The organism is Gordonia sp. YC-XJ4, assembly GCF_059511865.1.
The window spans coordinates 5672552-5695520 of the sequence record NZ_CM183447.1; the positions used below are offsets into that span (position 1 = coordinate 5672552).

The 22969-nt window shown below is 66.8% G+C and carries 17 protein-coding genes and 1 pseudogene; 9 read left to right on the forward strand and 9 right to left on the reverse strand.

Features of this window, described 5'->3' with window-relative positions; all coding sequences use genetic code 11:
* Positions 1-91: 91 nt before the first annotated feature.
* A complete protein-coding gene (locus AC5ZH6_RS25450; RefSeq protein WP_288337336.1) occupies positions 92-850 on the reverse strand; it encodes a 3-hydroxybutyrate dehydrogenase in 759 nt (252 codons plus the stop codon).
* Complete coding sequence (locus AC5ZH6_RS25455) at positions 847-2247, reverse strand: MFS transporter (protein WP_288337337.1); 1401 nt, start codon at positions 2245-2247, stop codon at positions 847-849. The genes AC5ZH6_RS25450 and AC5ZH6_RS25455 overlap by 4 nt, the downstream gene beginning before the upstream one ends.
* A gap of 117 nt (positions 2248-2364) precedes the next feature.
* Here AC5ZH6_RS25455 and AC5ZH6_RS25460 point away from each other — a divergent pair, with 117 nt between their 5' ends.
* Together AC5ZH6_RS25460 and AC5ZH6_RS25465 are read left to right on the forward strand one after the other, a co-directional pair.
* Positions 2365-3264, forward strand: a complete 900-nt coding sequence (locus AC5ZH6_RS25460) for a LysR family transcriptional regulator (protein ID WP_288337338.1) — start codon at positions 2365-2367, stop codon at positions 3262-3264.
* 76 nt (positions 3265-3340) lie between these two features.
* Positions 3341-3892, forward strand: coding sequence for a dihydrofolate reductase family protein (locus AC5ZH6_RS25465; RefSeq protein ID WP_288337339.1), 552 nt, complete (start codon positions 3341-3343; stop codon positions 3890-3892).
* A 16-nt stretch (positions 3893-3908) separates the two neighbouring features.
* Here AC5ZH6_RS25465 and AC5ZH6_RS25470 read toward each other — a convergent pair whose 3' ends face one another.
* From AC5ZH6_RS25470 to AC5ZH6_RS25480, 3 genes are all read right to left on the reverse strand, one after another.
* Complete coding sequence (locus tag AC5ZH6_RS25470) at positions 3909-5150, reverse strand: oxygenase MpaB family protein (protein WP_288337346.1); 1242 nt, start codon at positions 5148-5150, stop codon at positions 3909-3911.
* 86 nt (positions 5151-5236) lie between these two features.
* On the reverse strand, positions 5237-6655 hold the full coding sequence (locus AC5ZH6_RS25475) for a M28 family peptidase (RefSeq protein WP_288337341.1): 1419 nt from the start codon (positions 6653-6655) through the stop codon (positions 5237-5239).
* A 130-nt stretch (positions 6656-6785) separates the two neighbouring features.
* Positions 6786-7718, reverse strand: coding sequence for an LLM class F420-dependent oxidoreductase (locus tag AC5ZH6_RS25480; protein WP_014361818.1), 933 nt, complete (start codon positions 7716-7718; stop codon positions 6786-6788).
* Positions 7719-8730: 1012 nt separating this feature from the next.
* On the opposite strand from AC5ZH6_RS25480, the pseudogene AC5ZH6_RS25485 reads away from it, so the two are divergent.
* The 4 genes and pseudogenes from AC5ZH6_RS25485 to AC5ZH6_RS25500 all read left to right on the forward strand — a co-directional run.
* A pseudogene (locus tag AC5ZH6_RS25485) lies at positions 8731-8889 on the forward strand (hypothetical protein); the annotation flags it as partial.
* A 1498-nt stretch (positions 8890-10387) separates the two neighbouring features.
* Entirely contained in the window at positions 10388-10525 is a 138-nt protein-coding gene (locus AC5ZH6_RS25490) for a helix-turn-helix transcriptional regulator (RefSeq protein ID WP_238534938.1), read from the forward strand.
* A 133-nt stretch (positions 10526-10658) separates the two neighbouring features.
* On the forward strand, positions 10659-11660 hold the full coding sequence (locus AC5ZH6_RS25495; protein WP_006371607.1) for a TIGR00341 family protein: 1002 nt from the start codon (positions 10659-10661) through the stop codon (positions 11658-11660).
* 108 nt (positions 11661-11768) lie between these two features.
* On the forward strand, positions 11769-13670 hold the full coding sequence (locus AC5ZH6_RS25500; protein ID WP_006371608.1) for an alkyl/aryl-sulfatase: 1902 nt from the start codon (positions 11769-11771) through the stop codon (positions 13668-13670).
* Positions 13671-13679: 9 nt separating this feature from the next.
* Here AC5ZH6_RS25500 and AC5ZH6_RS25505 read toward each other — a convergent pair whose 3' ends face one another.
* Positions 13680-14330: a GAP family protein gene (locus AC5ZH6_RS25505; RefSeq protein ID WP_006371609.1), complete on the reverse strand. Its 651-nt coding sequence runs from the start codon at positions 14328-14330 to the stop codon at positions 13680-13682.
* A 148-nt stretch (positions 14331-14478) separates the two neighbouring features.
* Between AC5ZH6_RS25505 and AC5ZH6_RS25510 the strand changes: the two genes are divergently transcribed.
* Positions 14479-16167, forward strand: coding sequence for a SulP family inorganic anion transporter (locus AC5ZH6_RS25510; RefSeq protein WP_108772645.1), 1689 nt, complete (start codon positions 14479-14481; stop codon positions 16165-16167).
* A gap of 14 nt (positions 16168-16181) precedes the next feature.
* On the opposite strand, the gene AC5ZH6_RS25515 is transcribed toward AC5ZH6_RS25510, so the two are convergent.
* Entirely contained in the window at positions 16182-17186 is a 1005-nt protein-coding gene (locus AC5ZH6_RS25515; RefSeq protein WP_014361823.1) for an isopenicillin N synthase family dioxygenase, read from the reverse strand.
* The gene (locus AC5ZH6_RS25520) at positions 17183-17686 is read right to left on the reverse strand and encodes a nucleoside deaminase (protein ID WP_094601312.1); all 504 of its coding nucleotides are present in this window, start codon (positions 17684-17686) and stop codon (positions 17183-17185) included. Before AC5ZH6_RS25520 ends, AC5ZH6_RS25515 begins: the two co-directional genes overlap by 4 nt.
* A gap of 9 nt (positions 17687-17695) precedes the next feature.
* Here AC5ZH6_RS25520 and AC5ZH6_RS25525 point away from each other — a divergent pair, with 9 nt between their 5' ends.
* Together AC5ZH6_RS25525 and AC5ZH6_RS25530 are read left to right on the forward strand one after the other, a co-directional pair.
* The gene (locus AC5ZH6_RS25525) at positions 17696-19342 is read left to right on the forward strand and encodes a helix-turn-helix domain-containing protein (RefSeq protein WP_006371613.1); all 1647 of its coding nucleotides are present in this window, start codon (positions 17696-17698) and stop codon (positions 19340-19342) included.
* A gap of 335 nt (positions 19343-19677) precedes the next feature.
* Positions 19678-20967, forward strand: coding sequence for an HNH endonuclease signature motif containing protein (locus AC5ZH6_RS25530; protein ID WP_496167974.1), 1290 nt, complete (start codon positions 19678-19680; stop codon positions 20965-20967).
* 541 nt (positions 20968-21508) lie between these two features.
* Here AC5ZH6_RS25530 and AC5ZH6_RS25535 read toward each other — a convergent pair.
* On the reverse strand, positions 21509-22915 hold the full coding sequence (locus tag AC5ZH6_RS25535) for a purine-cytosine permease family protein (protein ID WP_094601313.1): 1407 nt from the start codon (positions 22913-22915) through the stop codon (positions 21509-21511).
* Positions 22916-22969: the final 54 nt, after the last annotated feature.

The following is a 22969-nucleotide window of genomic DNA, read 5'->3' on the forward strand; positions in this document are numbered from 1 at the left end:
GCACGTCATTCACCAGCGACTGCGCGGTGTGCCCCCAACGGCACACCGCGCAGTCGTTTGTGGTGCGGGATCGTATGCGGGGCTGACCGTCTCAGCTCGCGCTCCACCCGCCGTCCATCGGGTAGGACGCACCGGTGACCATCGCCGCGTTCTCCGAGGCCAGCCAGACCACCAGGGAGGCCACCATGTCCGGGGTCGTCATCGACTTGATGGCACTTTCGGCGAGCAGCACGTTCTCGACCACCTCGGTCTCCGACATGTGGTGTACGCGTGCCTGATCGGCGATCTGCCGGTCGACGAGATCGGTGTGCACGTAGCCGGGATTGACGCAGTTGCTGGTGACACCGTGCGCGGCGCCTTCGAGTGCGGCGACCTTCGACAGTCCTTCGAGCGCATGCTTGGCCGAGACGTAGGCCGATTTGTATGCCGACGCCCGCAGCCCGTGGACCGACGAGATGTTGACGATCCGCCCGAACCCGTTGCGGTACATGGCCGGTAACGCCGCGCGCATCAGCAGGAACGGCGCCTCCGCCATCAGGCGGTGCATCCGGCGGAAGGTGTCCGGCGCCATCTCCTCGATCGGCGCGACCGATTGGATACCGGCGTTGTTGACGAGGATGTCGACGTCGAGGGTGAGATCGTCGAGTTCGGTGGTGTCGGTCAGATCGACCGTCCAGACCTCGCCGTCGAGGTCGGCGGCGACCTGTTTGGCGGCGATCCCGTCCACGTCGGCGATCGTCACCTGTGCTCCTGCGGCGGCGAGACCGCGGGCGCAGGCGGCGCCAATTCCGTTGGCGGCACCGGTGATCAGTGCCCGACGGCCACTGAGATCGACTCCGGCGGCGCTCATGCCGTGACCTCCGTCCGCACCTGCCGCACACCGAGATTGTCCCGGGCGTCGGCGGCGTCGATGGATTCCAGTGACGCACCACGGGTTTCGCGGGCGAAGGCGACCGCGATCAAGGTGACCACCGAGGCCCCGGCCAGATAGATCGCGATGGGCACGGAGGAGTGGAAGCTGCTCAGCAGTTCGGCGGCGATGATCGGCGCCAGCGATCCGGCGACGATCGAGGTGACCTGATAGCCCAGGGACACACCGGAATACCGCATCCGGGTGGGGAACATCTCGGCCATGATCGCCGGCTGACCGGCGTACATGAAGGCATGGAACACCAAGCCGATGATGATCGCCGACATGATCACCAGGTGATGACCGGTGTCCATCATCGGGAAGGCGAAGAATCCCCAGAATGCGGTGGCGAACGCGCCGAGGGCGTAGACGGGTCGGCGGCCGACGCGGTCGGAGAGCCGCCCCACCAAGGGGATCACGGCGAAGTGCACGGCGTTGGCGACCAGCATCCACCACAGGATGAGCTCGGTGTCGGCGTGCACGACGACCTTCAGATAGGTGATCGAGAACGTCACGACGAGGTAGTACATGATGTTCTCGGCGAAGCGCAGGCCCATCGCGGTCAGCACCCCGCGCGGGTAGAGCCGGATCACCTCGAGCACGCTGAACGAGGTGGCCTTGGCATCCTCGATCTCCTCTTGTGCGCGAACGAAAATGGGGGCGTCGGTGACCTTGGTGCGCACGTAGTAGCCGACGAACACGATGACCGCCGACAGCCAGAACGCCACCCGCCACCCCCAGCCGAGGAAGGCCGCGTCGCTCAACGTCGAGGTCATGATCAGCAGCACCATCGTGGCCAACAGGTTCCCGACGGGGACACCGGCCTGCGGCCACGACGCCCAGAAGCCGCGGCTGCGGTCGGGGCTGTGCTCGGCCACCAGCAGCACCGCGCCACCCCACTCACCGCCGACGGCGAATCCCTGGACGAACCGCAGCACCACCAGCAGCACCGGCGCGAGGTAGCCGATGGCGCCGAAGGTCGGCAGGCAGCCCATCAGGAATGTCGAGACGCCGACGAGCACCAGGCTCAGTTGCAGTAATTTCTTGCGGCCGAACTTGTCGCCGTAGTGACCGAAGACCACCCCGCCGAGCGGGCGGGCGGCGAAGCCGACGGCGTAGGTCACGAACGCGGCGATGATGGCGTCGAGTTCGTTGCCGCCCGCGGGGAAGAACACCTTGCTGAAGACCAGGGTCGCGGCGGTGCCGTAGAGAAAGAACTCATACCACTCGACGACGGTGCCGGCCATCGACGCCGCGACGACGCGCCGCAGCCGCGAGGGCCGATAGGTTTGCGCAGCGTCGGGGTTCGGCCCGTCTGCGATCTCACGGTTGGCCATGATCACTCCTCTTCCGGGCATCGGGTGTGATGCCACTCACATATCGTCCGAGTATCAATGCCCGCCAATGCGCTTTCAATGACCTCTTCGTCGCATCAGATCTGCAAAACTGCAGATATGCCGTCCACCAGCCCCAGCTCCGACGACCTGCTGGTGCTGCTGGCCGTGGGACGGACCGGCCGCTTCACCACCGCCGCCGACTCGTTGGGCCTCAACCACACGACGGTCGCGCGGCGAATCGAGAGCCTGGAGAAGGCCTTGGGCGGTCGCGCGTTGGCGCGCGGACCAGGCGGTTGGGAGCTCACCGATCTCGGCAGGCGGGCATTCGCCGCGGCCGAACAGATCGAGGCTGCCGTTCGCGACCTCGGTGCCGATGCGCGGGACGGTGTGTCGATCAACGACGTGGTCCGGATCTCGGCCACCGACGGCTTCTCCGCCCTGCTCGCCGCACCCGCCGCGGTCGCGGTGCGCACCCGGCATCCGGGTATCGGGGTCGAGATCGTCACCGCGACCCGCTTGGCCTCGCACACCCGCGCCGGTCTCGACATCGAGATCGTGGTCGGCGAGCCGCACGTCCATCGGGCCGAGGCGATGCGGTTGGCCGACTACCGGCTCGGGCTGTACGCGTCGCGGCGCTACGTCACCGAACACGCCATGCCGCACACCGCCACGGAGCTGACCTCGCATCCGCTCGTCTACTTCGTCGACTCGATGCTGCAGGTCGACGATCTCGACCTCGCCCGCACCCTGGTCCCGCAGATGGCCGAGGGGCTCACCTCGACCAACGTCTTCGTCCACGTCGAGGCGACCAGGGCCCACGCCGGGATCGGTTTACTCCCCTGCTATCTGGCCGATCGTCACGACGATCTGGTGCGCGTACTCCCGGATGTCAACGCCCAGTTGACCTATTGGCTGGTGACCCGGACCGAGGCTTATCGCCGGCCCGCGGTGGCCGCGATGGTCGAGGCGATCCGTGAGGTCGTCGAAGCACATCGGGAGGCGCTGTTGGGGGCGTGAGCGGGTGCCCTCCCGATGAGTTCACGTGCGCCGGGCGGTCTGTCTCTGTGCCACAACCACCGGCAGAGGAGAAGTCATGCGCCAGCTCGTCGTCACCCAGAACGTCACCCTGGACGGATCGATCGAGATGCTGACATCGTGGTTCGATCCGACGGACCAGACCCCGGACCTGATGGCCGAGAGTCACCGCCAGGATGCCGAATCCGACGCACTCCTGGTGGGACGCCGGACGTTCGAGGACTTTCGTGGCTACTGGCCGCACCAGCACGATGATCCGACGGGCATCACCGACTACCTGAACGCGGTCGACAAGTATGTGGTGTCGTCCACTCTCATCGATCCCGGGTGGCAGAACTCGACCATCGTGCCCGGCACGTCCGTGCCTGAATCCGTTGCGGCACTGAAACAACGCGACGGCCTCGACATCGTCGTCACCGGCAGCATCATGCTCACCCACGCACTCACCACGGCCGGCCTCGTCGACGAGTTCCGTCTGTTCATCTACCCCGCGGTGCAGGGCCGCGGCCGCAGGCTGTTTCCCGAGCACGGGTCGGCTCCTCAGCTACGCCTGCTGGAAGCGCGGTCGTTCACCAATGGGGTTGCACTGCTGCGATATTCGACTCATTGACCGGAATCATTGCCCGTCAGCGCCGCAATTCCGAGGGCGCCGCGAACTCCGCCGGACGATCGGACTGCCACGTGTGCCAACGCTCCCAATGAGCCACCGACCACTGCTGCAGACGCTCGTCGACGCCGGGCACGAGTCGTCGGGCCACCTCACCGACGAGTCGTGGCGGCACCTGCGCGAGCAGGAGCGCGACGCCGATCCAGCCGGCCGGGAGATCGAAACGCCGGCGATTCTGCGGCAGCATGAACAGTCGCGCATATCCCGATTGGGCCTGCAGGTGATACCAGGCGCGCCATCGATCGCGTCGGGTCATATCGGGTCGCGGCGCAAAGCCGGGCACGAACGATTCGACGAGTTCGGCTCCGGCAGAACCGGAATCGTGCGATCGGGTGGCGTCGAACAGATACAGCAGGCGTAGACCGTCGGAGATGGTCCGCGGATAGATGTCGTCGACGCGCACCCCGAGCAGATAGCCGAGGTAGCGATTGAAGACCAACGATGCCTCGAGTTCGGCCTTCGAGGTGAGGTAGCCCAATCCGTAGAGCCCCATCGCGGGCCCCACGCTACCGCCGAGCAGCGTCAGCATCATCTCGCTCTGGCTGATCGGCAGCCCCCACTTCTGGTCGTCCCACTCGTCGTGGCGCCGGACCCCGGCGCGCACCGAGACGTGCATCACCCGAACGCGCATGGTGATCGCGCGGGCCAGACTTCCCTGGCGCACAATGGCTCCCGGCCGCGAGACCTCGATCCACCAGCGGCTTGTCTCGAGATAGCGATTGAGTGCGCGTTCGCCGGCATAGCCTCCGGCCAACGACAGCGGCACCGCCAGCGAACCCTCGGTGTAGGTGTCCATCGTTCCGGCGTTGCCGACGCCGCCCAGCGCGTACGCCCACCGACGCCACACCGCGGCACCGGCTTCGATCTGGGCGGGATCGGCCCAGTCGGGCATCGCGTCGAAGTCGGCGAACAACGCGCGCATGGACTCGGGTGCATCGTCGACGGCGTCGATTCCCTCGTCCAGCGCGCGGTCGAGCAACTCGCGGCTGCGTTGCGGACCGAGTTCACCGCGGTAGGTGTCGGCGACGAACCGCTCGGCCACCGGGTCACCCGCGAGCAGCAACTCGCCGTAGCGCTGCGCGATGCGCTCGTCGGGCAGCAGGTCAACGCCGGTCCATCGCTTGACCCGCTCGGCCACTCGACGATGCGCGGAATCACCCAACGGCCAGCGGTACGCGGTCGGCAGTGCGCCGGCGCCCACGTCGCCACCGCCCGCGACAGAGGCGTCTGAGATGGATTCTGCAATTCGTCTCACGTGGTTAGGGTAGCCGATCGCGGCCGCCCGGGTCAGAGCATCGCGAAGTACCCCGCGGCGTACGCGACTGCCGGGGCCATCGTGCCGAGCACCTTCTGGTTGACGTTGGCGAAGGTGTCGCGGGCGGTGTGGTAGTTCTGATCGAAGATCTCACCCGCGGTCCCGCCCCAGAGTGTCGCCTGCTCGGGGGTCTTGACCTTGTCGGCACCGGAGTCGACGCCGCCGGTGGCGATGCCCGCCTGCGCGAACGCATCGTAGTCGGAGCGGCCGTCGAATCCGGAGGGCTCGGGGCCGACTCCTCTGCGGGTGAGGAAGTCGGTGAACACCCGCTCGATCTCCCCGGACCCTCGCGGCCCGGCGTAGGAGTCCGGCAGGTGCGACGACCCGTCGCCGTCGGAGACGAAGTAGCCACCATTGTGGGAGCCGAGCATATCGAAATTGAGGTACTGCCGGATCGAGGCACGGCCGGCGGCGGGCAGCGTCTCCACGTAGTGAGTGGAGCCGATCAACCCCTCCTCCTCGGCGCCCCAGAACGCGAAGCGCACCTTGTTCTTCACCGGCGCGAGTGCGGTCATCGCCAGCGCGGTCTGCAGCACGGCCGCGGAGCCGGAGCCGTTATCGTTGATGCCGGGGCCCTCGGGGACGCTGTCGAGGTGCGCGCCGAGCATGACCACCGAATTCGGCAGGCCGGTGTGGGTCTCGGCCAGGAGATTCCACGATGTCACGCGCGCGGTGCGGGCATCGACCGTCAGGGTCAGCGACCCCGCCTGCCGCACCTGCGATCCCAGGTCGCGTGACACCGCCACCGCCGGCAGCGGATCGCGGGCGTCTTCACCCAAAGTGCCTTGGAGCGGGCCATTCTCGGTGTTCACGATGACCACTGCGCGCGCCCCTGCGATCTTCGCGTTGGCCACCTTGTCACCGAATGGGCACACACCACGGTCGACCACGACGATCGCGCCGCGGGCGGTCGCCGGGAAATCGCCCGGCTGGCAACCGGGGGTGGTGTCGGTGGTCGGCACCGCGCTCACGGGCGCGGTGAGTGGCGCACTCGCCCCGGAATAGCCGAGAACCTGCGAATCGATCGGCGCGCCACCCGCGCTGAGCTGATGGCTCTTCTCCTCGAACATCGTCGCGCTGAATTCCTGCCGCGTCGGGGTGTAGCCGGCCTCGCGCAGCCGGGTCTCGACGTAGTCGAGGCTTCGGAGGTACCCGGCGGTGCCCAGGGCACGGTTGCCGCCGTTGCGGTTGGCGATGTCCTGCAGTGCCCGAAGGTGATTCGACACATTCGACGCCGTCACCCCACCGGCGACCGTGGTGCCGTATGTTTCGGGCAGCGTGCTCGCGAAAGCCGGTGCGGCAGCGGCACCTCCTGCCGTCGCGATCACCGTCGCGGCGATCACCGCCACGAGCGCCGTGCGGCGTACCGACCGTCGACCCCGAACCCGCATACCCGCACCGCCCCCTCGGCCCCCTGAGAGCCTTCTCGGTCGTGACCTGATCACCCGAATCGGGCAATCCTCTCGGGTACGGTAGCGCAGTTCTCGCCGAGCTGTGCGGTTCCCGCCGATCTGCACAGTGCTAAGCGATTTGCGGCACAACCTCTTTCGCCACGAGTTCGAGATGATCGAGATCGGCGAGATCGAGGACCTGCAGGTAAACGCGGCTCACACCGATGTCGCGGAAACGGCTGATCGTCTCGACGACCTCGTCGGGTGTGCCGGCGGCGCCGTTCGCACGCAGTTCGGCGACGTCCCGACCGATCGCCTGCGCGCGACGTGACAGTTCGTCTTCGCTACGGCCACAACACAACACGAGGGCGACCGAGTAGGTGAGATCGTCGGCGTCGCGGCCGGCGGCGGCGCACGCCGAGCGCACCGTGTCGAATTGTGCGGCCACGGTGTCGAGTGACTGGAACGGGATGTTGAACTCGTCGGCGAAGCGTGCGGCGAGGGCGGGCGTCCGTGTGCGGCCCATGCCCCCGATGATGATCGGCGGCCGCGGAGACTGCGTCGGCTTGGGCAATGCGGGGGAATTCTTCACCGTGTAGTGCGCGCCATGGTGGTCGAAGCGCTCGCCGACGGGTGTCTGCCAGAGTCCGGTGATGATCTCCAGTGATTCCTCGAGCCGGTCGAACCGTTCTCCGAGCGATGGGAACGGGATGCCGTAGGCGAGGTGCTCCTCTTCGAACCACCCCGCTCCGAGGCCCAATTCGACACGGCCACCACTCATCTGGTCGACCTGGGCGACCGAGACCGCCAGCGGCCCGGGGAGCCGGAAGGTCGCCGAGGTGACGAGCGTACCGAGTCGGATACGGGAGGTGTCGCGGGCAAGGCCGGCCAGCGTCACCCACGCGTCCGTCGGGCCGGGTAGGCCGTCGGCGTCGCCCATCGCCAGGAAATGATCCGACCGGAAGAACGCATCGAATCCGAGATCCTCGGTCGCCGTGGCCACGGCGAGCAACTGGTCGTAATCGGCGCCCTGCTGGGGTTCGGTGAAGATTCGGAAGTCCACGTGGCCACGGTACGTCAGCCCCGATCCACGATCGGTGTCCCCCGATAACAGGACACCGGCGGCGATTTTGTCAAGCTCGCCGTCACCGAGGACGGTTTGTGACATAAGCTCAATCGCATCACACGCATTATTCAACGATTCGGGGATTGAGAATGCGAAATTGCATAAAGCAATCCGTGTGGCGCCGCGAGGCCCTGTGAGTTCTTCGTCAGCGGTGTGGCAGCCTTTTCCGTGGTATTTGACCTCGATTCCTCACGCTCGGCCCGACACCATTGTTCGGCACCGTCTCAGCATCGCACTCGGGACCCTGGTGGGTGAGCACCGCGTGGTGGCGGTGAGCGCCCCGTCCGGCCACGGCAAGACCGTCGCCGTCGCCGACTGGGCCCGCGACACCAGGCTCCCGGTGGCGTGGCTGTCGATGCCCCGCACTGAAGCCGATCCCGCCGAGCTGTTACGCGGCATGATCAGCGCGATCAGTCGCCTGCCCGAACTCGGTGATCATCCGACGCTGGCCTCATTACACAAACCCACGGTGACGGCATCGATCAGGCCGTGCGAGTTCGCCGACGCGATCGACACCATCGGTCAACGCGTGGTCGTGGTCATCGACGACGCCCATCGCGTCGCCGACGCCCTCGCCGATCCCGGCATCGCCGACCTGATCGAGAACGGCCCGGACACTCTCCGGTTCGTCCTCGTCGGTCACAGCGGTGGACTGACCCACGCGCTCAGCCGCGCACTGCTGCACGGCACGTGCGCGATGGTCGATGCCTCCCACCTCACGTTCACCACCGAGGAGGTGGCGGGAACGTGTGCCACCTCCGGGGCATCCCTCGATCCGGCGGAACTCTGGGCGGCCACGGGCGGATGGCCGATCGCCGTCCACGCCGCGCTCATGGGCGGCGGCCTCACCCCCACCGGCCCCGACACCCCCTCCACCCTGCTGACCGACTACGTCGCCGCCGAGATCCTCGCGCCATTGCCGGCCGAGCTGGTCGAATTCATCCTCGACATGACCACCACGTCGCGCTTCGACCTCTCGCTGGCGCTGACACTCAGCGGCCGCGCCGACGCCGCCACCCTGGTCGCCGACTGCGTCGTCCGCGGGCTGTTCCTCAGCCGCGTCACCGACCGGCGATCGACGGACGGCGACCCGACCACCGTCTACACGTGGCATTCGCTCTTCGTCGAGCACTGCCGACTGATCCTGCAGCGCACCGACCCCGACCGTCAGCGCAAACGTCGAATCTCCGCCGCCGAACATCTTCGCGATTCCCACCCCCTCCACGCCGCCGAGCTGTCCCTGCTGGCCGACGACGCCGAACGTGCCGTCGACATCCTCACCGACAATTGGATCGGCCTCGTCATCTCTTCCGGCGTCACGGCAACCGAGACCACGGCCACCGCACTCGAGTCCCAGGTCGACGACCCGGTCCGCGCCTGCCGACTGACCTACATCCGTGCGTGCTGCCGGGCGATCCGGGGCGACGCGATCGGGGCTCGCCGATTGTTCGCCGACGCCGAAGCCCTCCACGAGCTCCACCCGAATCCCGATACCGACCTGACCCGCGCCGTCGCCACGCTGCTGTACCACGACGATCACCGCCTGCTGGTGCAGGCGCACACCCACATCGTGTCGGTACTCGACGATCCGGCGCAGGACGCCCGCATCCGACCGGTTTTCCGCGCCGGCTGCACCTTTCTCGTCGGATGGACCGCTCCGCGGCTGCGTATCGACCCCGCCCGAGGAGTCGACCTGCTTCGCAACGCAATCGAGGAATGCCGGGCCGCCGGACTGACCGCGATGGCCACACGCGCCGAGAGTAGCCACACCTTCGCACTTGCCTTCGCCGGGCGATTCACCGAGATCACCCGCGTCATCGCCGACTCCGACGGCGGGGATGAATGGGATTACTACGACGTCGGCATGAATGCTTTCACCCGCGGCTGGATCGATTTCTGGACCGGCGATCTCGACGCCGCGCTGCACAATTTTTCCCGCCACGACAATTCGCGATCCATGGACGGATATCCGCCGCTGGCGCGGGTGTATCGCCTGATCAGTGCGTCGATTCTGCGGCGTGGCGCCGAGGTCGACTCCGCGAGCGCCGACCTGGAGTGGGTCACCGACGAAGATCTGCACGGTGTGCCGTGGCCGGTCTACCGACGTCTGGCCCAGGCGCGGGCGGCGGAGTTCGGCAACGCCGACGACGAGGTCCGGCGACTGGCCGCCGAGGTGGAGAGCACCTCGGCGGTACCGGTGTCGCGCGCACTCTTCGCCGGCATGCTGCGCCGCCAGGGTGACCTCATCCAGGCGCGGCGGTTCACCCACGGACTCGACTCCGGGGCACTGCCCGCCTACGTCCGGGTGTATGCCACGCTCACGAACGCGATCGTCGCGTGGCAGTCGGGCGACCGGCGCGGGGCGCATCGCCTGCTCGACCGGTCGATCACCCTCGCCGCCCCCGAGTTCATCGCCTTGCCCTTCCTCGACAATCACGACCAGCCCACCACCGATCTACTCGCGGCGCACGCCCCCCCGGGTGTCCGAGCCCGGCTTCCTGGCCGAGATGTTGACTCGACGGCATACACTGTTGCGCAACGACTCCGAGTCCACCAGAGGGCTGACGACACGCGAACTCGAGGTGCTCGAATACCTCCGGACGCCGATGACCGTGCAGGAGATCGCGGCGGCGTTGTTCATCTCTCCCAACACGCTCAAGACGCACTGCCGCTCGCTGTATCGCAAGCTCGGCGTCGACAACCGGCGCGACGCGGTACGCGTCAAGGGGTTCCTGCGGCCCTGACCGGTTCGGGTCATCCCTTCGGGGTGAGAATTGCGCGTCACGCACGAGTCCGGTCACAAACAGACCGGAAAGATCGGTGTCCCAGTTATTCTCGGCGCAGATCACTTCGCCCTCGGCGAAGGAGGAGGCTCCGATGATCGGCATTCCCGAACACCTGGTCCCGACCAAGCAACGGCGCACCCTCGACGAGCTCGTCGATCGCCTGGACCTCGGTTCCGGAGAACGGTTGTCGAAGCAGTCGGCGTTCTGGGTGATGCTGACCCTCTCGGCCGTCATCGCCGTGGCCGGCGTGATCGGCGACAGTACCGCCACCGTCATCGGCGCGATGATCGTCGCGCCGCTGTCGACACCGATTCTCGGGATCGGGCTGGGGATCGTCACCGGTCGCGGTCGGCTCGTGCTGACGAGCATCGCCTACGTGCTCGCCGGGGTCGTGCTGGTGACCGTGCTCGGGGTGCTCTTCGCGCAACTGTTGCCCGATCCGACCAACGTGCTGACCAATTCGCAGGTGCAGGGCCGCACGTCACCGCGGCTCGTCGACCTCCTCGCGGCGCTGGCCACCGGGCTCGTCGGCGCGGTCGCGGTCACGCGCCGCGACGTCGGTGATGTGCTGCCGGGAGTGGCCATCGCCATCAGCCTCGTTCCGCCACTCGGTGTCGTCGGGGTGTGTCTGGGGTCGGGTGCGCCGTCATTGGCGTTGGGCGCCTTCGTGTTGTTCGCGTCCAACGTGGTGGCGATGGTGATCACGAGTGTCGTCGTGTTCACCATCGCCGGTGTCGCGCATCCCGCGCAGGCGACCGCAGAGTCGGCCGCGAGACCGCGCCGGGCGCGCGCCTATGTGGTGTTGCTGATCGCTTTGGTCGTTGTGGCCGTACCGATGGTCGTCAACTCGCTGACATCGCTGTGGGCCCAGCAGGTCGCCGACGCCACGCGTAGATGGCTCGACGACGCGCACGTGCCCTCGGCCGTGGTGACCAGTGCGTCGTGGAGCGGGGACACGGTGACCGTGCACGTCCTGGCGCCGGGCGATCTGCCGCCGGTTGCGGCATTACAGAAGACCGTCGATGGTCTGGTGCCCTGGAATCCGCAGGTCATCGTCGAGCACACCTCGGGTAGCCGCGAGACCGCCAACTGAGGTCGCGAGGTCCGAAGTCATCCGCCGAAGGTGAGGACACGACATGTCGTGGCCACCAGACTGGGAACGACTGCACCCGACCGTCGACCCACTCACTCGAGGTGAACGATGACCGACCCGCGCGACGCGACCCCGACCATCTCCGCAGCCAACGATCCCCAACAGTCGTCCTTGCCTTTCATGGACACTCGCGACCAGGCGGCCTCCGGACGCGGCTTCGTCGCAGCGCTGGACTCCCCGGTGATAGCGGGTGGCGACGGCAATCCGGTGTGGGACTGCTCGGAATTCGGTTTTCTGGAGGACTCGTGCCCGCCGACCGCGAATCCGAGTTTGTGGCGTCAATCCGGACTCGTGGCCAAACACGGCCTCTACGAGGTCACCGACCGCATCTACCAGGTCCGTGGGTTCGATCTGTCCAATATGACCATCGTCGAAGGTGATTCGGGTGTCATCGTGATCGATCCGCTCATCTCCAGCGAGACCGCCTCCGCCGGGTTGGCACTCTACCGCGCCCACCGCGGTGAGCGGCCGGTGACCGGCGTCATCTACACCCACTCGCACATCGACCACTTCGGCGGCGTCAAGGGGGTGACCACACAGGCGGCCGTCGATGCCGGGGAATGCGTGGTCATCGCACCGGCCGGGATGGTCGAACATGCCGTGGCCGAAAACGTCTACGCCGGAACGGCGATGGGCCGTCGAGCCGCCTACATGTACGGTGCGGCGCTACCCCGTGGGCCGCAGGGCGCGATCGGCGCGGGCCTGGGTCAGTCGACCTCGACAGGCACCGCCACGCTGATCCTGCCCACCGTCGACATCTCCACCACCGGTCATACCGAAACCGTCGACGGCGTCACCATCGAATTCCAGATGACCCCGGGCACCGAGGCGCCCGCGGAGATGAACTTCTACTTCCCGCAGATGCGCGCACTGTGCATGGCGGAGAACGCCACACACACCCTGCACAACCTGCTGACGCTGCGCGGAGCGCTGGTCCGCGATCCGCACGTGTGGGCCAAGTACCTCACCGAGGCCATCACCACCTTCGCCGGGCGGTCCGATGTGCTCTTCGCCTCCCACCACTGGCCCACCTGGGGCACCGAGGAGCTCACCGAATTCCTTGCACTACAACGCGATCTGTACGGCTACCTGCACGACCAAACACTGCGTGCCCTCAATCAGGGCAAGACCGGACTCGAGATCGCCGAGGACATCGAGTTGCCGCCCGCATTGACCAATGCCTGGCACACCCACGGCTATTACGGCTCGGTGAGCCACAACGTCAAAGCCATCTACCAGCGGTACATGGGCTGGTTCGACGGCAATCCCGCGCACTTGTGGGAACACCCGCCGGTGGCGTCGGCGACCCGTCACGTCGAATTCATGGGCGGCGCCGAAGAAGTGATTACCAAGGCCCGCAAGTCTTTTGACGACGGCGACTACCGTTGGGTGGCCACCGTGCTGAATTACGTGATCTTCGCCGACCCCGACAACGTCGACGCCAAGCGGTTGCAGGCCGACACCTACGAGCAACTGGGCTACGGCTCGGAGAACGGAACGTGGCGCAACTTCTATCTGATGGGCGCCTACGAGCTACGCCACGGACCGATCGGCACGCCGACCACCACCTCGGCTCCCGATATTGCCGCAGCCCTGTCGGTGGACCAACTGTTCGACGCAGTCTCGTTGCGGGTCAACGGACCTGCGGCATTCGATGCCCACATCATCATCGACTGGCGGATCACCGACGAGGAGCGGTTGCACCGCACAGAACTGCGCAACGGTCTTCTGGTACATCACGATCGCACACCCGACGACGGTTCAACCGCGGCCGGACTGACGGTCAGCTGCACCCGCGCAGAACTGCTTGCCATCGTTCTCGCCGGGGCCGATCCCGCGGCGGCGGTGGCCGATGGGTCGGTCGAGATCGAGGGCGACGGTGCACTTTTCGCCGAGCTCGCAGGCTACCTCGATTCGCCCGATCCGGATTTCGCGATCGTCACACCGTGACGCACGGGATCAGGCGAGCACCGAGATGCCCTTGCCGATCAGCACCACCCCGATGACGAGGAAGAGGGTGGCCATGACCGCTGTGTTGTTGGCCTGCAACCACTCCTTGAGTCGGTCCAGCGGCGCCCGCAACGCTTGTGCGGCAACCTGATAGGCCACCACCGGCACGATCACCGTGCATCCCGCCAGCACGGCGAACACAGCGACGGCCACCACCACCGACCCGCTGGTGAGTCCAGCTGCACCGATGGTGACGCCGGCGCCGATACACATCATCAGGTTCTTCGGATTGATGGCGGCGAGCGCGAATCCCAGCCCGAACGCCTTCGGCGGCTTCATGTCGTCGATGGCCGCCATCCACTTCGGGGTGGACACATCGCCGCCCCGGGCCCGCCACTCGCGTGCCCCTTCCAGGAGGAGGAGTACGCCGAGCGCCAGCTTGATCCAGCCCGTGAGGGTCGAGCCGCCTCCCGCGGAACCACCGATCAGCACGAAAACGACGGTGGCGATCACGATTCCGGCGAGCCATCCGGTCGCGAATCCCACGCTCGTCGTCCGCGCATGCCGGCCGAGCAACATGAGGATCGCGCCGATGATGGGGATCGGCGACACCGCAACACCCACCGCGAGTGGGAGGACATCGCCGATCACCGCACCCACGTCGTCACCTTTCGCCGCTCTGTGTCGCGCCCCATCGACTCACACTTCCAAGAACCACGTCGCCAGAGCAAGCGTTGGAGGGCGGCACATCCCGGAAATCACCTTCCACGGATGAGGCCGCACCGTCTCCGATGCCTAGGGTGAACACGTGAGATCGTGGCGATCTCGTCTCCGGCGCCCCTGGCAGAGCACCGCGCGGCCCACCGTGTCCGACGCGGTATCCGGTCTGGTCACAGCACTGTTCTCCATCCCGGAGGGCATGGCATACGCATCCATCGGCGGATTCACCCCGGTGGCGGGCCTGTACTCGGGCATGCTGCCGACGCTGGTGGGGTCGCTGCTGTCGCGGACCGTCCTCATGGTGACGACGCTGACGAGCGCGATCGCGCTGTCGGCGCATGGCGTGCTGGGGTCGGCCGGCCTCGCCGCCGACGACCTCGGCAACATTGCGCTGCTCACCCTGCTCGTCGGCGCCTTCATGCTGATTCTCGGTGTCCTGCGTATCGGCGCCGTCATGGACTTCGTTTCCAGCGCCGTGATGACGGGTTTCACGGTGGGCATCGCGGTGCAGATCGTCGCGGGCGTCGTCAAGGACGTCACCGGCTACACGCCCGACGCCCACAACACCCTGATGAAGTTCGTCGATGCCGCCGTTCACATCTCGCAGTGGTCCCTCGACGCGGTCCTGGTCACGGTGGCCACGATCGTCGTTTGGGCGTTGGCGCGGCTCTGGCAGCGGTTACGCGCCTTCGCCACGCTGATCGCGTTGCTCGCGGTCAGTCTCGGAGTTGCGGTGTTGCACACCGGGGTGGAGACGGTCGGCGACATCGGTGTGGTTCCGAACAGCTTGCCGCCCATCACCGTTCCCGATGTGTCGGCGTTGCCTCATCTCGTTCTCGGCGCGTTCGCCATCGCGCAGGTCGCCCTCGCCCAGGCGGCCGGTATCTCCGCCGCCGTACCGAACCCGGACAAGTCCCGGCCCGACGCGTCGGGTGACTTCACCGCGCAGGGCGCCGCGAACGTCGTCGGCGCGTTCTTCGGTGCATTGCCGGCCGGTGGTTCGTTGTCGCGCACCGGTGTTGCCGTGTCGGCGGGCGCCCGCACGAGATGGGCGGGGGTGTTCGCCGGGGCCTGGCTGATCCTTCTGGTGGTGATCGCCGGTTCACTCGCGCAGGCGATCCCGATGGCGGTGATCGGTGCCCTGCTGATCGTGATCGGTGCGGAGTTGATCGGTGGGCGCTGGGACGACATCGTCCTCGTGATACGCAGTGCGCCACTGAGTGCGGTGGCGATGCTGGTCACCTTCGTGGCGACCACCGGCCTCCCCTTGCAGAACGCGATCCTCCTGGGTGCCGTCCTGTCGCTCGTTCTGTTCTGCGTGCAGTCGGCGAGGATTGCGCAACTTGCGGGGCTCACTCGTGACAGCGGCCGGTGGGTCCTCGGTTCGCCGCCGAAAGAGCTACCGCCAGAACAGGTCACCGTGGTGCACTATTCGGGCACGTCACTGTTCGCGGAGGTGCCGCGAGTGGCCAGGGACTGGCCGCAGCTCGGACCCGATTCCCGTCGCTGTGTGCTGATCCTGAGCGTTCGCACCCTGCCGGACGTCCCGTCGGCGACCGTCCTCAAGCTGTTGGCCGCGCGCACGGCCGAACTCCGCAGTCGGGGCGGACGTTTCATTCTCGCCGGGGTCAACCCGGCGATGCGGCGCCGCCTCGACAGGTCCGGGCTGACCGCCACGCTCGGCGCCGAGAACATCGTCATGGCCACCGACGTCGTCTTCGAGGCCGCCGATCTCGCCTACGAGGAAGGCTGCCGCTGGCTCGCCGACGACTCGTGACGCCGGAATTCTAGTCACCCCAGGGTGATCGCGTCCAACCGCTCCTTGATGAACTCCCCGGCAATCACATCGGGCCGCCCCGAGACCCGACCGACCGGCGGAGCCAGCGGAGTCACGACGGCGTCGTGATCGAGCTCGTAGAAGAAGATCAACGACACGAGATCCTCCTCCGGGCTCTCCGGCTGCGGTGGCAGCACACGATGACGCCCGGCCGGCCACCGTCCACCCGACCAGTACTCGAGAAGATCGCCGATGTTGATCGTGAGTGCGGTTGGATCGTACGGGGCGTCGGCCCAACCACTTTCGTCGCTGTACACCTGTAGGCCACCGGCTCCCGGTTCACGGTCGAGAACGGTGACCGTGCCGAAGTCGGTATGCGGGCCGATCCGGAACTGCCCGGGCTCGGGGTCGCCGACAACCGTCATCGGCGGATAGTGGTTGATGTTCGACGTCCAGGTGGCATTGCCCGCCAGATTGCGGAACGGGTTGTCCTCACCGGCCTTACCCAGCGCCTCGGCCATCAGCGCGAGCAGGTCGTCGGAGAGAGCCTTCATCTGAGAGGTCCACGCGGTGAACAACTCCCGCAGTCGCGGGGTCTCGGCGGGCCAGACGTCGGGGGCGAACCAGTAGTCGTCGACCTCGGGAATCCCGACCGGAGTCTGTGCGCCGGAATTGTAGGTCTCCTTCAGGTCCGGTGGTGTTTCGGTGCCCTCGGCGTAACCGTTGGCCTCCAGACCCGGGCCGATCCATCCGCGACCGCCGACGCCGACCGCATACTGTGCCTTGACCTCGGCGGGCAGGGCGAAGAATTCACGGGCCGCGGCACGCAACGCCGCCGGAAGGAACGGATCGATCCCGTGTCCGGTCACCAGCAGGAAACCGGCCTTCTGCAGGGATTCGTCGACGGCGGCACACACCTGCGCTGCGGCGTCCCCGCCCTGCCGCCATTGCTGCAGATCGACGGTGAGGATGGGGCTGGCGGTTTGAGGGTTCGCGGTTCGGGGGTTCGCGGCGGTCATGCTGTCTCCTCGGCTGGGTCGGACACGATGTCGGCGACACCGATGTCCTCGTTCCACAGGTGCGGATGGCTCTCGATGAAGCCGCTCATCATCGCGATGCAGCGGTCGTCGTCGACGATGGTGACCTGCACTCCGAGCTCACGCAGCCAGTCCTGACCGCCGGAGAAGTTCGTCGTCTCGCCGATGACCACCGACCCGATCCCGAACTGTCGGATCAGCCCACTGCAGTACCAGCAGGGGGCGAGGGTGGTGACCATGATCGTCGAGGAGTAGTCCCGTTGCCGGCCGGCGGCGCGGAAGGCGTCGGTCTCGCCGTGCACCGACGGATCGTCATGCTGCACGCGCCGATTGCGGCCCTGACCGAGCAGGGTGCCGTCGGCGGCGAACAGGGCGGCACCGATGGGGATACCGCCCTCGGCGAGACCGGTCTGCGCCTGGCCGTAGGCGACGTCGAGCAGTGATCGCGGGTCGAGCCCGGTGTCGGCAATCGTGGAGGTCATGCTTCGAGGGTGCCGTCGGGCGCGGCCGTACTCAACCGACAAATCGTCCGGTCGCGAGTGAGCGTCAACGGGCATATCGTCTGCGTCGTGTCTGAATCTCCGCTGCCCGCCGCACCGTCGCTCACCCTGCGGCACATGGTCGAGACGCACCTCGCCCCGGCCGCCCCACGTGTCCTGACCGCGCACGACCGGCTCGACGCTGCGGTGAGCTGGGTGCATTCCAGCGAGATCTTCGAGATCGGCCCGCTGCTGACCGGTGGCGAACTCTTGCTCACCACCGGCCTGGGCTTGGCGGGCCTTGATGCCGGTACCCGTCGCCATTACGTGCGTGACCTGGCCGAACGCGGCGTCGCCGGGTTGGCGTTCGAGGTCGGCCGCAGCTTCGACGCGGTACCCGAGGAGATGATTCGCGAGGGTTCGGCCGCGCACCTCCCGATCATCGAATTGACGCGGATCGTGCCGTTCATCGAGGTCTGCCGGACGGCCAACACCGAGATCGTGTCCGAGGAGGTCGGCGACCTGCGGCTGCGCAGTGGACTCGACGCGACCCTGCACGACGACCTCGCCCGCGGCGCCGCGGCCGCGATGATCGAGCACATCGCCGAGGTGACCGGGACACCGATCGTCGTGGTGGGTAGTGGCGGCGCCCTGCTGGCGGTACACGGTGTGAACGACGATCGGGCCGCGTGGCGCGTGGTCGACGGCGCGATCGCCGCGCAACCGATCACCTTGCGCGGCCGCGAGATCGGGCAGGTCTTCGCGGGACAAAGCGCGTCCTCGATACCCGCCGCACGTGTGCAGGCGCTGCTCGGTGTCGGAGCCGGACCGCTGGCGGCGGTGCTGACCCGATCAGGTGGGCGGTCGTCCATCGGTGCGCAACTGGTGGCCGAGCTCGTCGACCGTCGGCCTCTGCGGCGCGCGGATCTTCTTGCGCGGCTGTCGACGTCGGGTTTGCCGGTCGGTGACAAGGCCGTGCTCGTCCCGGTGGCCGGCCACGCACCCGACACCCGGATGGTCGAGACGGCGTTGTCGGCGGCCACGGATCTCGGCGGACTCGTCCACGCCACCGTCGATGCGACCGTCTACGGCCTCGTCGTGACCACCGACGCCGGACTCACCGAACCGGCCGAGAAGGTCCGCGCGGCGCTGGCCGACGATCCGCGGCGCCTCGGCCGGCTCACCGTCGTCGTCGGGACGCCATGCCCGCTCGCCGGCACCGGCGCGGGTCCCGGCCTCGCCCTGACGTTGGCCGACGAACTCCGCATCTGTTCGGAAAGGCTGGGTGTGGCAGTCGAATTGCGCTCTGCCGGCGGCACGGCCACCGACATCAGGACCAGCCGTGAACTCGTCTCCGACGCCGCGGCGCGCGAGTTGTCGGACGGATTACGCAGCGAGCTGAGCCGCATCATCGAGCCGCTGGTACGCCAGGATGCGACGTCGTCCTCGCAACTCGTCCATACTCTCGAAGTTCATCTCACGTACGGATGCAGCGCCACCCGCTCGGCCGAGGCCCTCCACATCGGGCGCCAGAGTCTGTATCAGCGCCTCGATCGTATTCGCGCCTTACTCGGCTTCGACCCGACCGCCCCGGCCATGTACGCATCAATCCTGCTGGCCATCAACGTCTTCCACTCCCGGGCTGCACATCAGCGGTGAGTTCCCGCCGCAGCCATCCGCTGGTCGAGGAGTCCCTCCCCCGATGGTCAAGGACCCCGCTCCCCGAGCGCCCCCCCGATGGTCGAGGTGCGAGCCGCGTGCGGCGAGCCTCGAGACCCGGCGAGACAACAAGCCTCCCAACCACATCGAACATCCACAGCTGAATCCGCACCCCCTACCACACCCCACCGACAGAAAACTGCTCCCTGCAGACCACCGAAACCCGTTGTCCACAAGCACTTTTCCCTCCCCAGAATCATCGAACACCCTTGCCCTAATCCATATGTTCGAGTACCATGGAGGCATTACACCGATCACCCACCGGGGAGGGGCCCATGATCGAATCCACTACAGTCCTTGACGCGGAAACCGTTGACGCCGAAGCAGTCTTCGCCACCATCGTCACCCAACTCAGCGACCTGCAATGGAATCCGGAGATGACCGGGCCGCAAGCCTTCGGCGCGATGAAACAAGTCCTGTTGTTGCGCAATCTGGTCGATCACCACGCCACCACCCTCACCGGCGAGATGGACCGGCTGGGCGTGGCCGACCACAAGACCACCCGACTGCGGGAGTTGTTGATCAGCATGGGTTGCGCACCCGCCGTCGCAGGTCGGTATGTGCGGGTCGCCACCACCACCGATGTCGATCTGTTGTTGGCGCATGAAGCGGACGGGTCCATCTCTTCCGAACATGTGGATGCGATCGTGCGCGGGTTGGCGCACATCGACACCCGCTCCCCCGAACCCCTCGACACCGTGCGACGGTGTGAATACCTGCGGAAACTGCTGTCGCACTACTTCGCCGGTTTCACCCCCGCCGAAATCAACCTCTACGCGCGGCAGTTGGGTAACGAGTTGGCGGCCGACACACCGGGCGGGTTACCGGCCGCCGAAGACAAGACGATCAACTCCTACACCGACCGCATCACCGACGACGGACGACTGGAGATCTCGGCGAACCTCGACATCATCGCCGGGGAGAAAACACGCACCCTGATGGAAACCTTGTCGGCGCCCAAAGCTCAACCCGACGGATCCCCCGATCCCCGGACACCCGAACAGATCTGCGCCGCGGCGTTTGAAACGATCGTCGAACTCGCGGCACAGGGATTGGCGGACACCACATTCTCGGCGAAACCCACCAACGGACTGTTGTGGACCTGGTCTGCGGACAACCCGGCACTCGGTGGGGATTTGCAGAACCTGGGTGCGATCACCGAATCCACCGCCAAACTGTTGTCGTGTGACACCACGATCACCAAAATCATGCTCGATCCGAACGGTGTACCGCTCAGTGTTGGCGAAGCGAAACGCTTCTTCACACCGGGACAACGGAAAGCGTTGCTGGTGCGGGATCGCGGGTGCATCAAGTGTGGTGCCCACGCCGGACGCTGCCAAGGACATCATTCGCACCATTGGGCCGATGGTGGTCCCACCGACCTCGACAACGGATGCCTCCTCTGCACCAGCTGCCACGACGATGTGCACCACCACGGGTGGGACATCATCATGGGATTCGACCGGCACCCCTGGTTGATCCCACCCGCCAGCATCGACCCGAAACGCCGACCCGTGCCGTCGTATCACCGTAGAACCATGCGACTCGACGACGCCGCAGCCTGACCTACCCTGCCCCACTACCTGATTCCTTGCACCCGGCATCGCCGGGACCGCATCTGTTGTTTGAGAACTCCATAGAGATAATCCCCTCCCGATGGTCGAGGTGTGGTGCCGCCTGTGGCCCGGACTACTTTCGGCACAAGGGGTCTCGAGGCTCGTCGCTGGCACTCCTCGGCACCTCGACCATCGGGATGGGACGACCACCGGGAAGGGCGAGTATCCTTCCATGGCGAGTCGTCTCCCCCCGATGGTCGAGGTGCGAGCCGCGTGCGGCGAGCCTCGAGACCACTTGCAGCAGCGCTGAAACCGGACCACCGTGCCCCGGACTCCTTTCAGCACAACAGGTCTCGAGGCTCGTCGCTAGCGCTCCTCGGCACCTCGACCATCGGGATGGGGCGGCCATCGGATGGGAAGGCCTGGAGCATTCCGCGCGGGGTGGGACGGCCACCGGGATGGGAACGGTCCCTCCGCTGGTCGAGGTGCGAGCCGCGTGCGGCGAGCCCCGAGACCGCCGCAAGTAAACGCTGGAACCCTACGCCTCGTGTCAGCCGTACTGCTGCACCGACTTCTCGACCCGGGAGCGGGCCAGGAGGAGGTAGGCGATGAAGGCGATGGCGAAGCCGACGAAGGCGCCGATGTCACCGAGTTCGGGTACCGCCCGGACGACGAAGCCGATGAAGCGTTCCTGGTTGCAGAACAACAGGACCGAGGCGACGAGAGCGATGACGAAGGCGGCCAGACCACCCCAGTTGGTGTACTTGCGGTCGTAGAGGAGTTCGAGGGATGGCGGCTCGCGTCGCAGCACACGGTCGGCGAAAACCACGCCGAGCCAGGGACCGATCCAGTACGCGACCAGCAGCAGGAACGCCTCATAGGAGGCCGCGGCGTCGGCCAGCGCCCACCAGGCGACGAGGAACCCGACGACACCGAAGAACACCGACACCAGTGCCCGCTGCGCGCCGACCGGGAGTTTGAACCCCATTGTCACGAAAGCCATTGCGCCCGAGTACACATTGATGGCGTTGGCGGCGATCGCTCCCACCGCGATGGCCAGCAGGGTGAGGTCGGCGATGGCCGACGGGAAGTTGGCGGTGAATGCGTCCGTGGGATTGTCCGACGTCGGCGCACCGATCGTCATCGACGCGGCGCCGACCACCATCAGCAGCGTGCACGAGAGGAACAGGCCTGCCGAGGCGAACAGTCCGGTCTGCATCTTAGACACGGTCGGCGGCAGGTAGCGGGTGTAGTCCGCGGCGTAGGGCGTCCAGCCCGCCGTGTAGCCGAACGAGGCGCCCACGGCGAGGAGGAAGCCCCCCATCGAGAAACCACCCTCGGCCGAGCCCGCCGACACGTCGGACTTGCTGAAGATGATGACCGCGCCGATGAGGAAGACGATCGCGAGGATCGGGGCCGCCAGGCGCTCGAAGCGCTGCACCAGATTGTGGCCGAAGAACGCAAATGCCGTCTGTAGCACCACGATCACGATGAGTCCGGCGAGCGGCGTGATGCCGAGCAGGGTCGCCAGGGCGAAGGCGCCGCTGACGCTGTTGGTGGCAAACCACCCGACGCCGCACATCACCGCCATGAACGTCGCCGGCAGGATGTTGCCATTGTGACCGAAGGCCATGCGCCCCAACACCATCTGCGGTACACCGTGCAGCGGTCCCTCGGCGGAGAGCAGGAAGTGCGCGACCGCACCGAGCAGGTTGCCGAGCACCACGGCGCCGACGGCCTGCCAGAATGACAGCCCGAAGTAGGCGACCGAGATGACGCCGACGAAGATCGTGGCGAACTCCAGGTTCGGCGCCGTCCACGTCCAGAACAGGCCGCGGGGTTTGCCGTGCCGGGCCTCGAGAGGAATCGGCTCGTTGCCGCCGGGTTCGACGGCGAGAACCTTGCCGCCGTACTCGACGGCTGCCGGATCGGCGGAAATATCGGGTGTAGCTGTCATGGCGATACTGTGCTGCGTCCACCTCCACCCGGCAACCGACGATCTGTCAGTTGA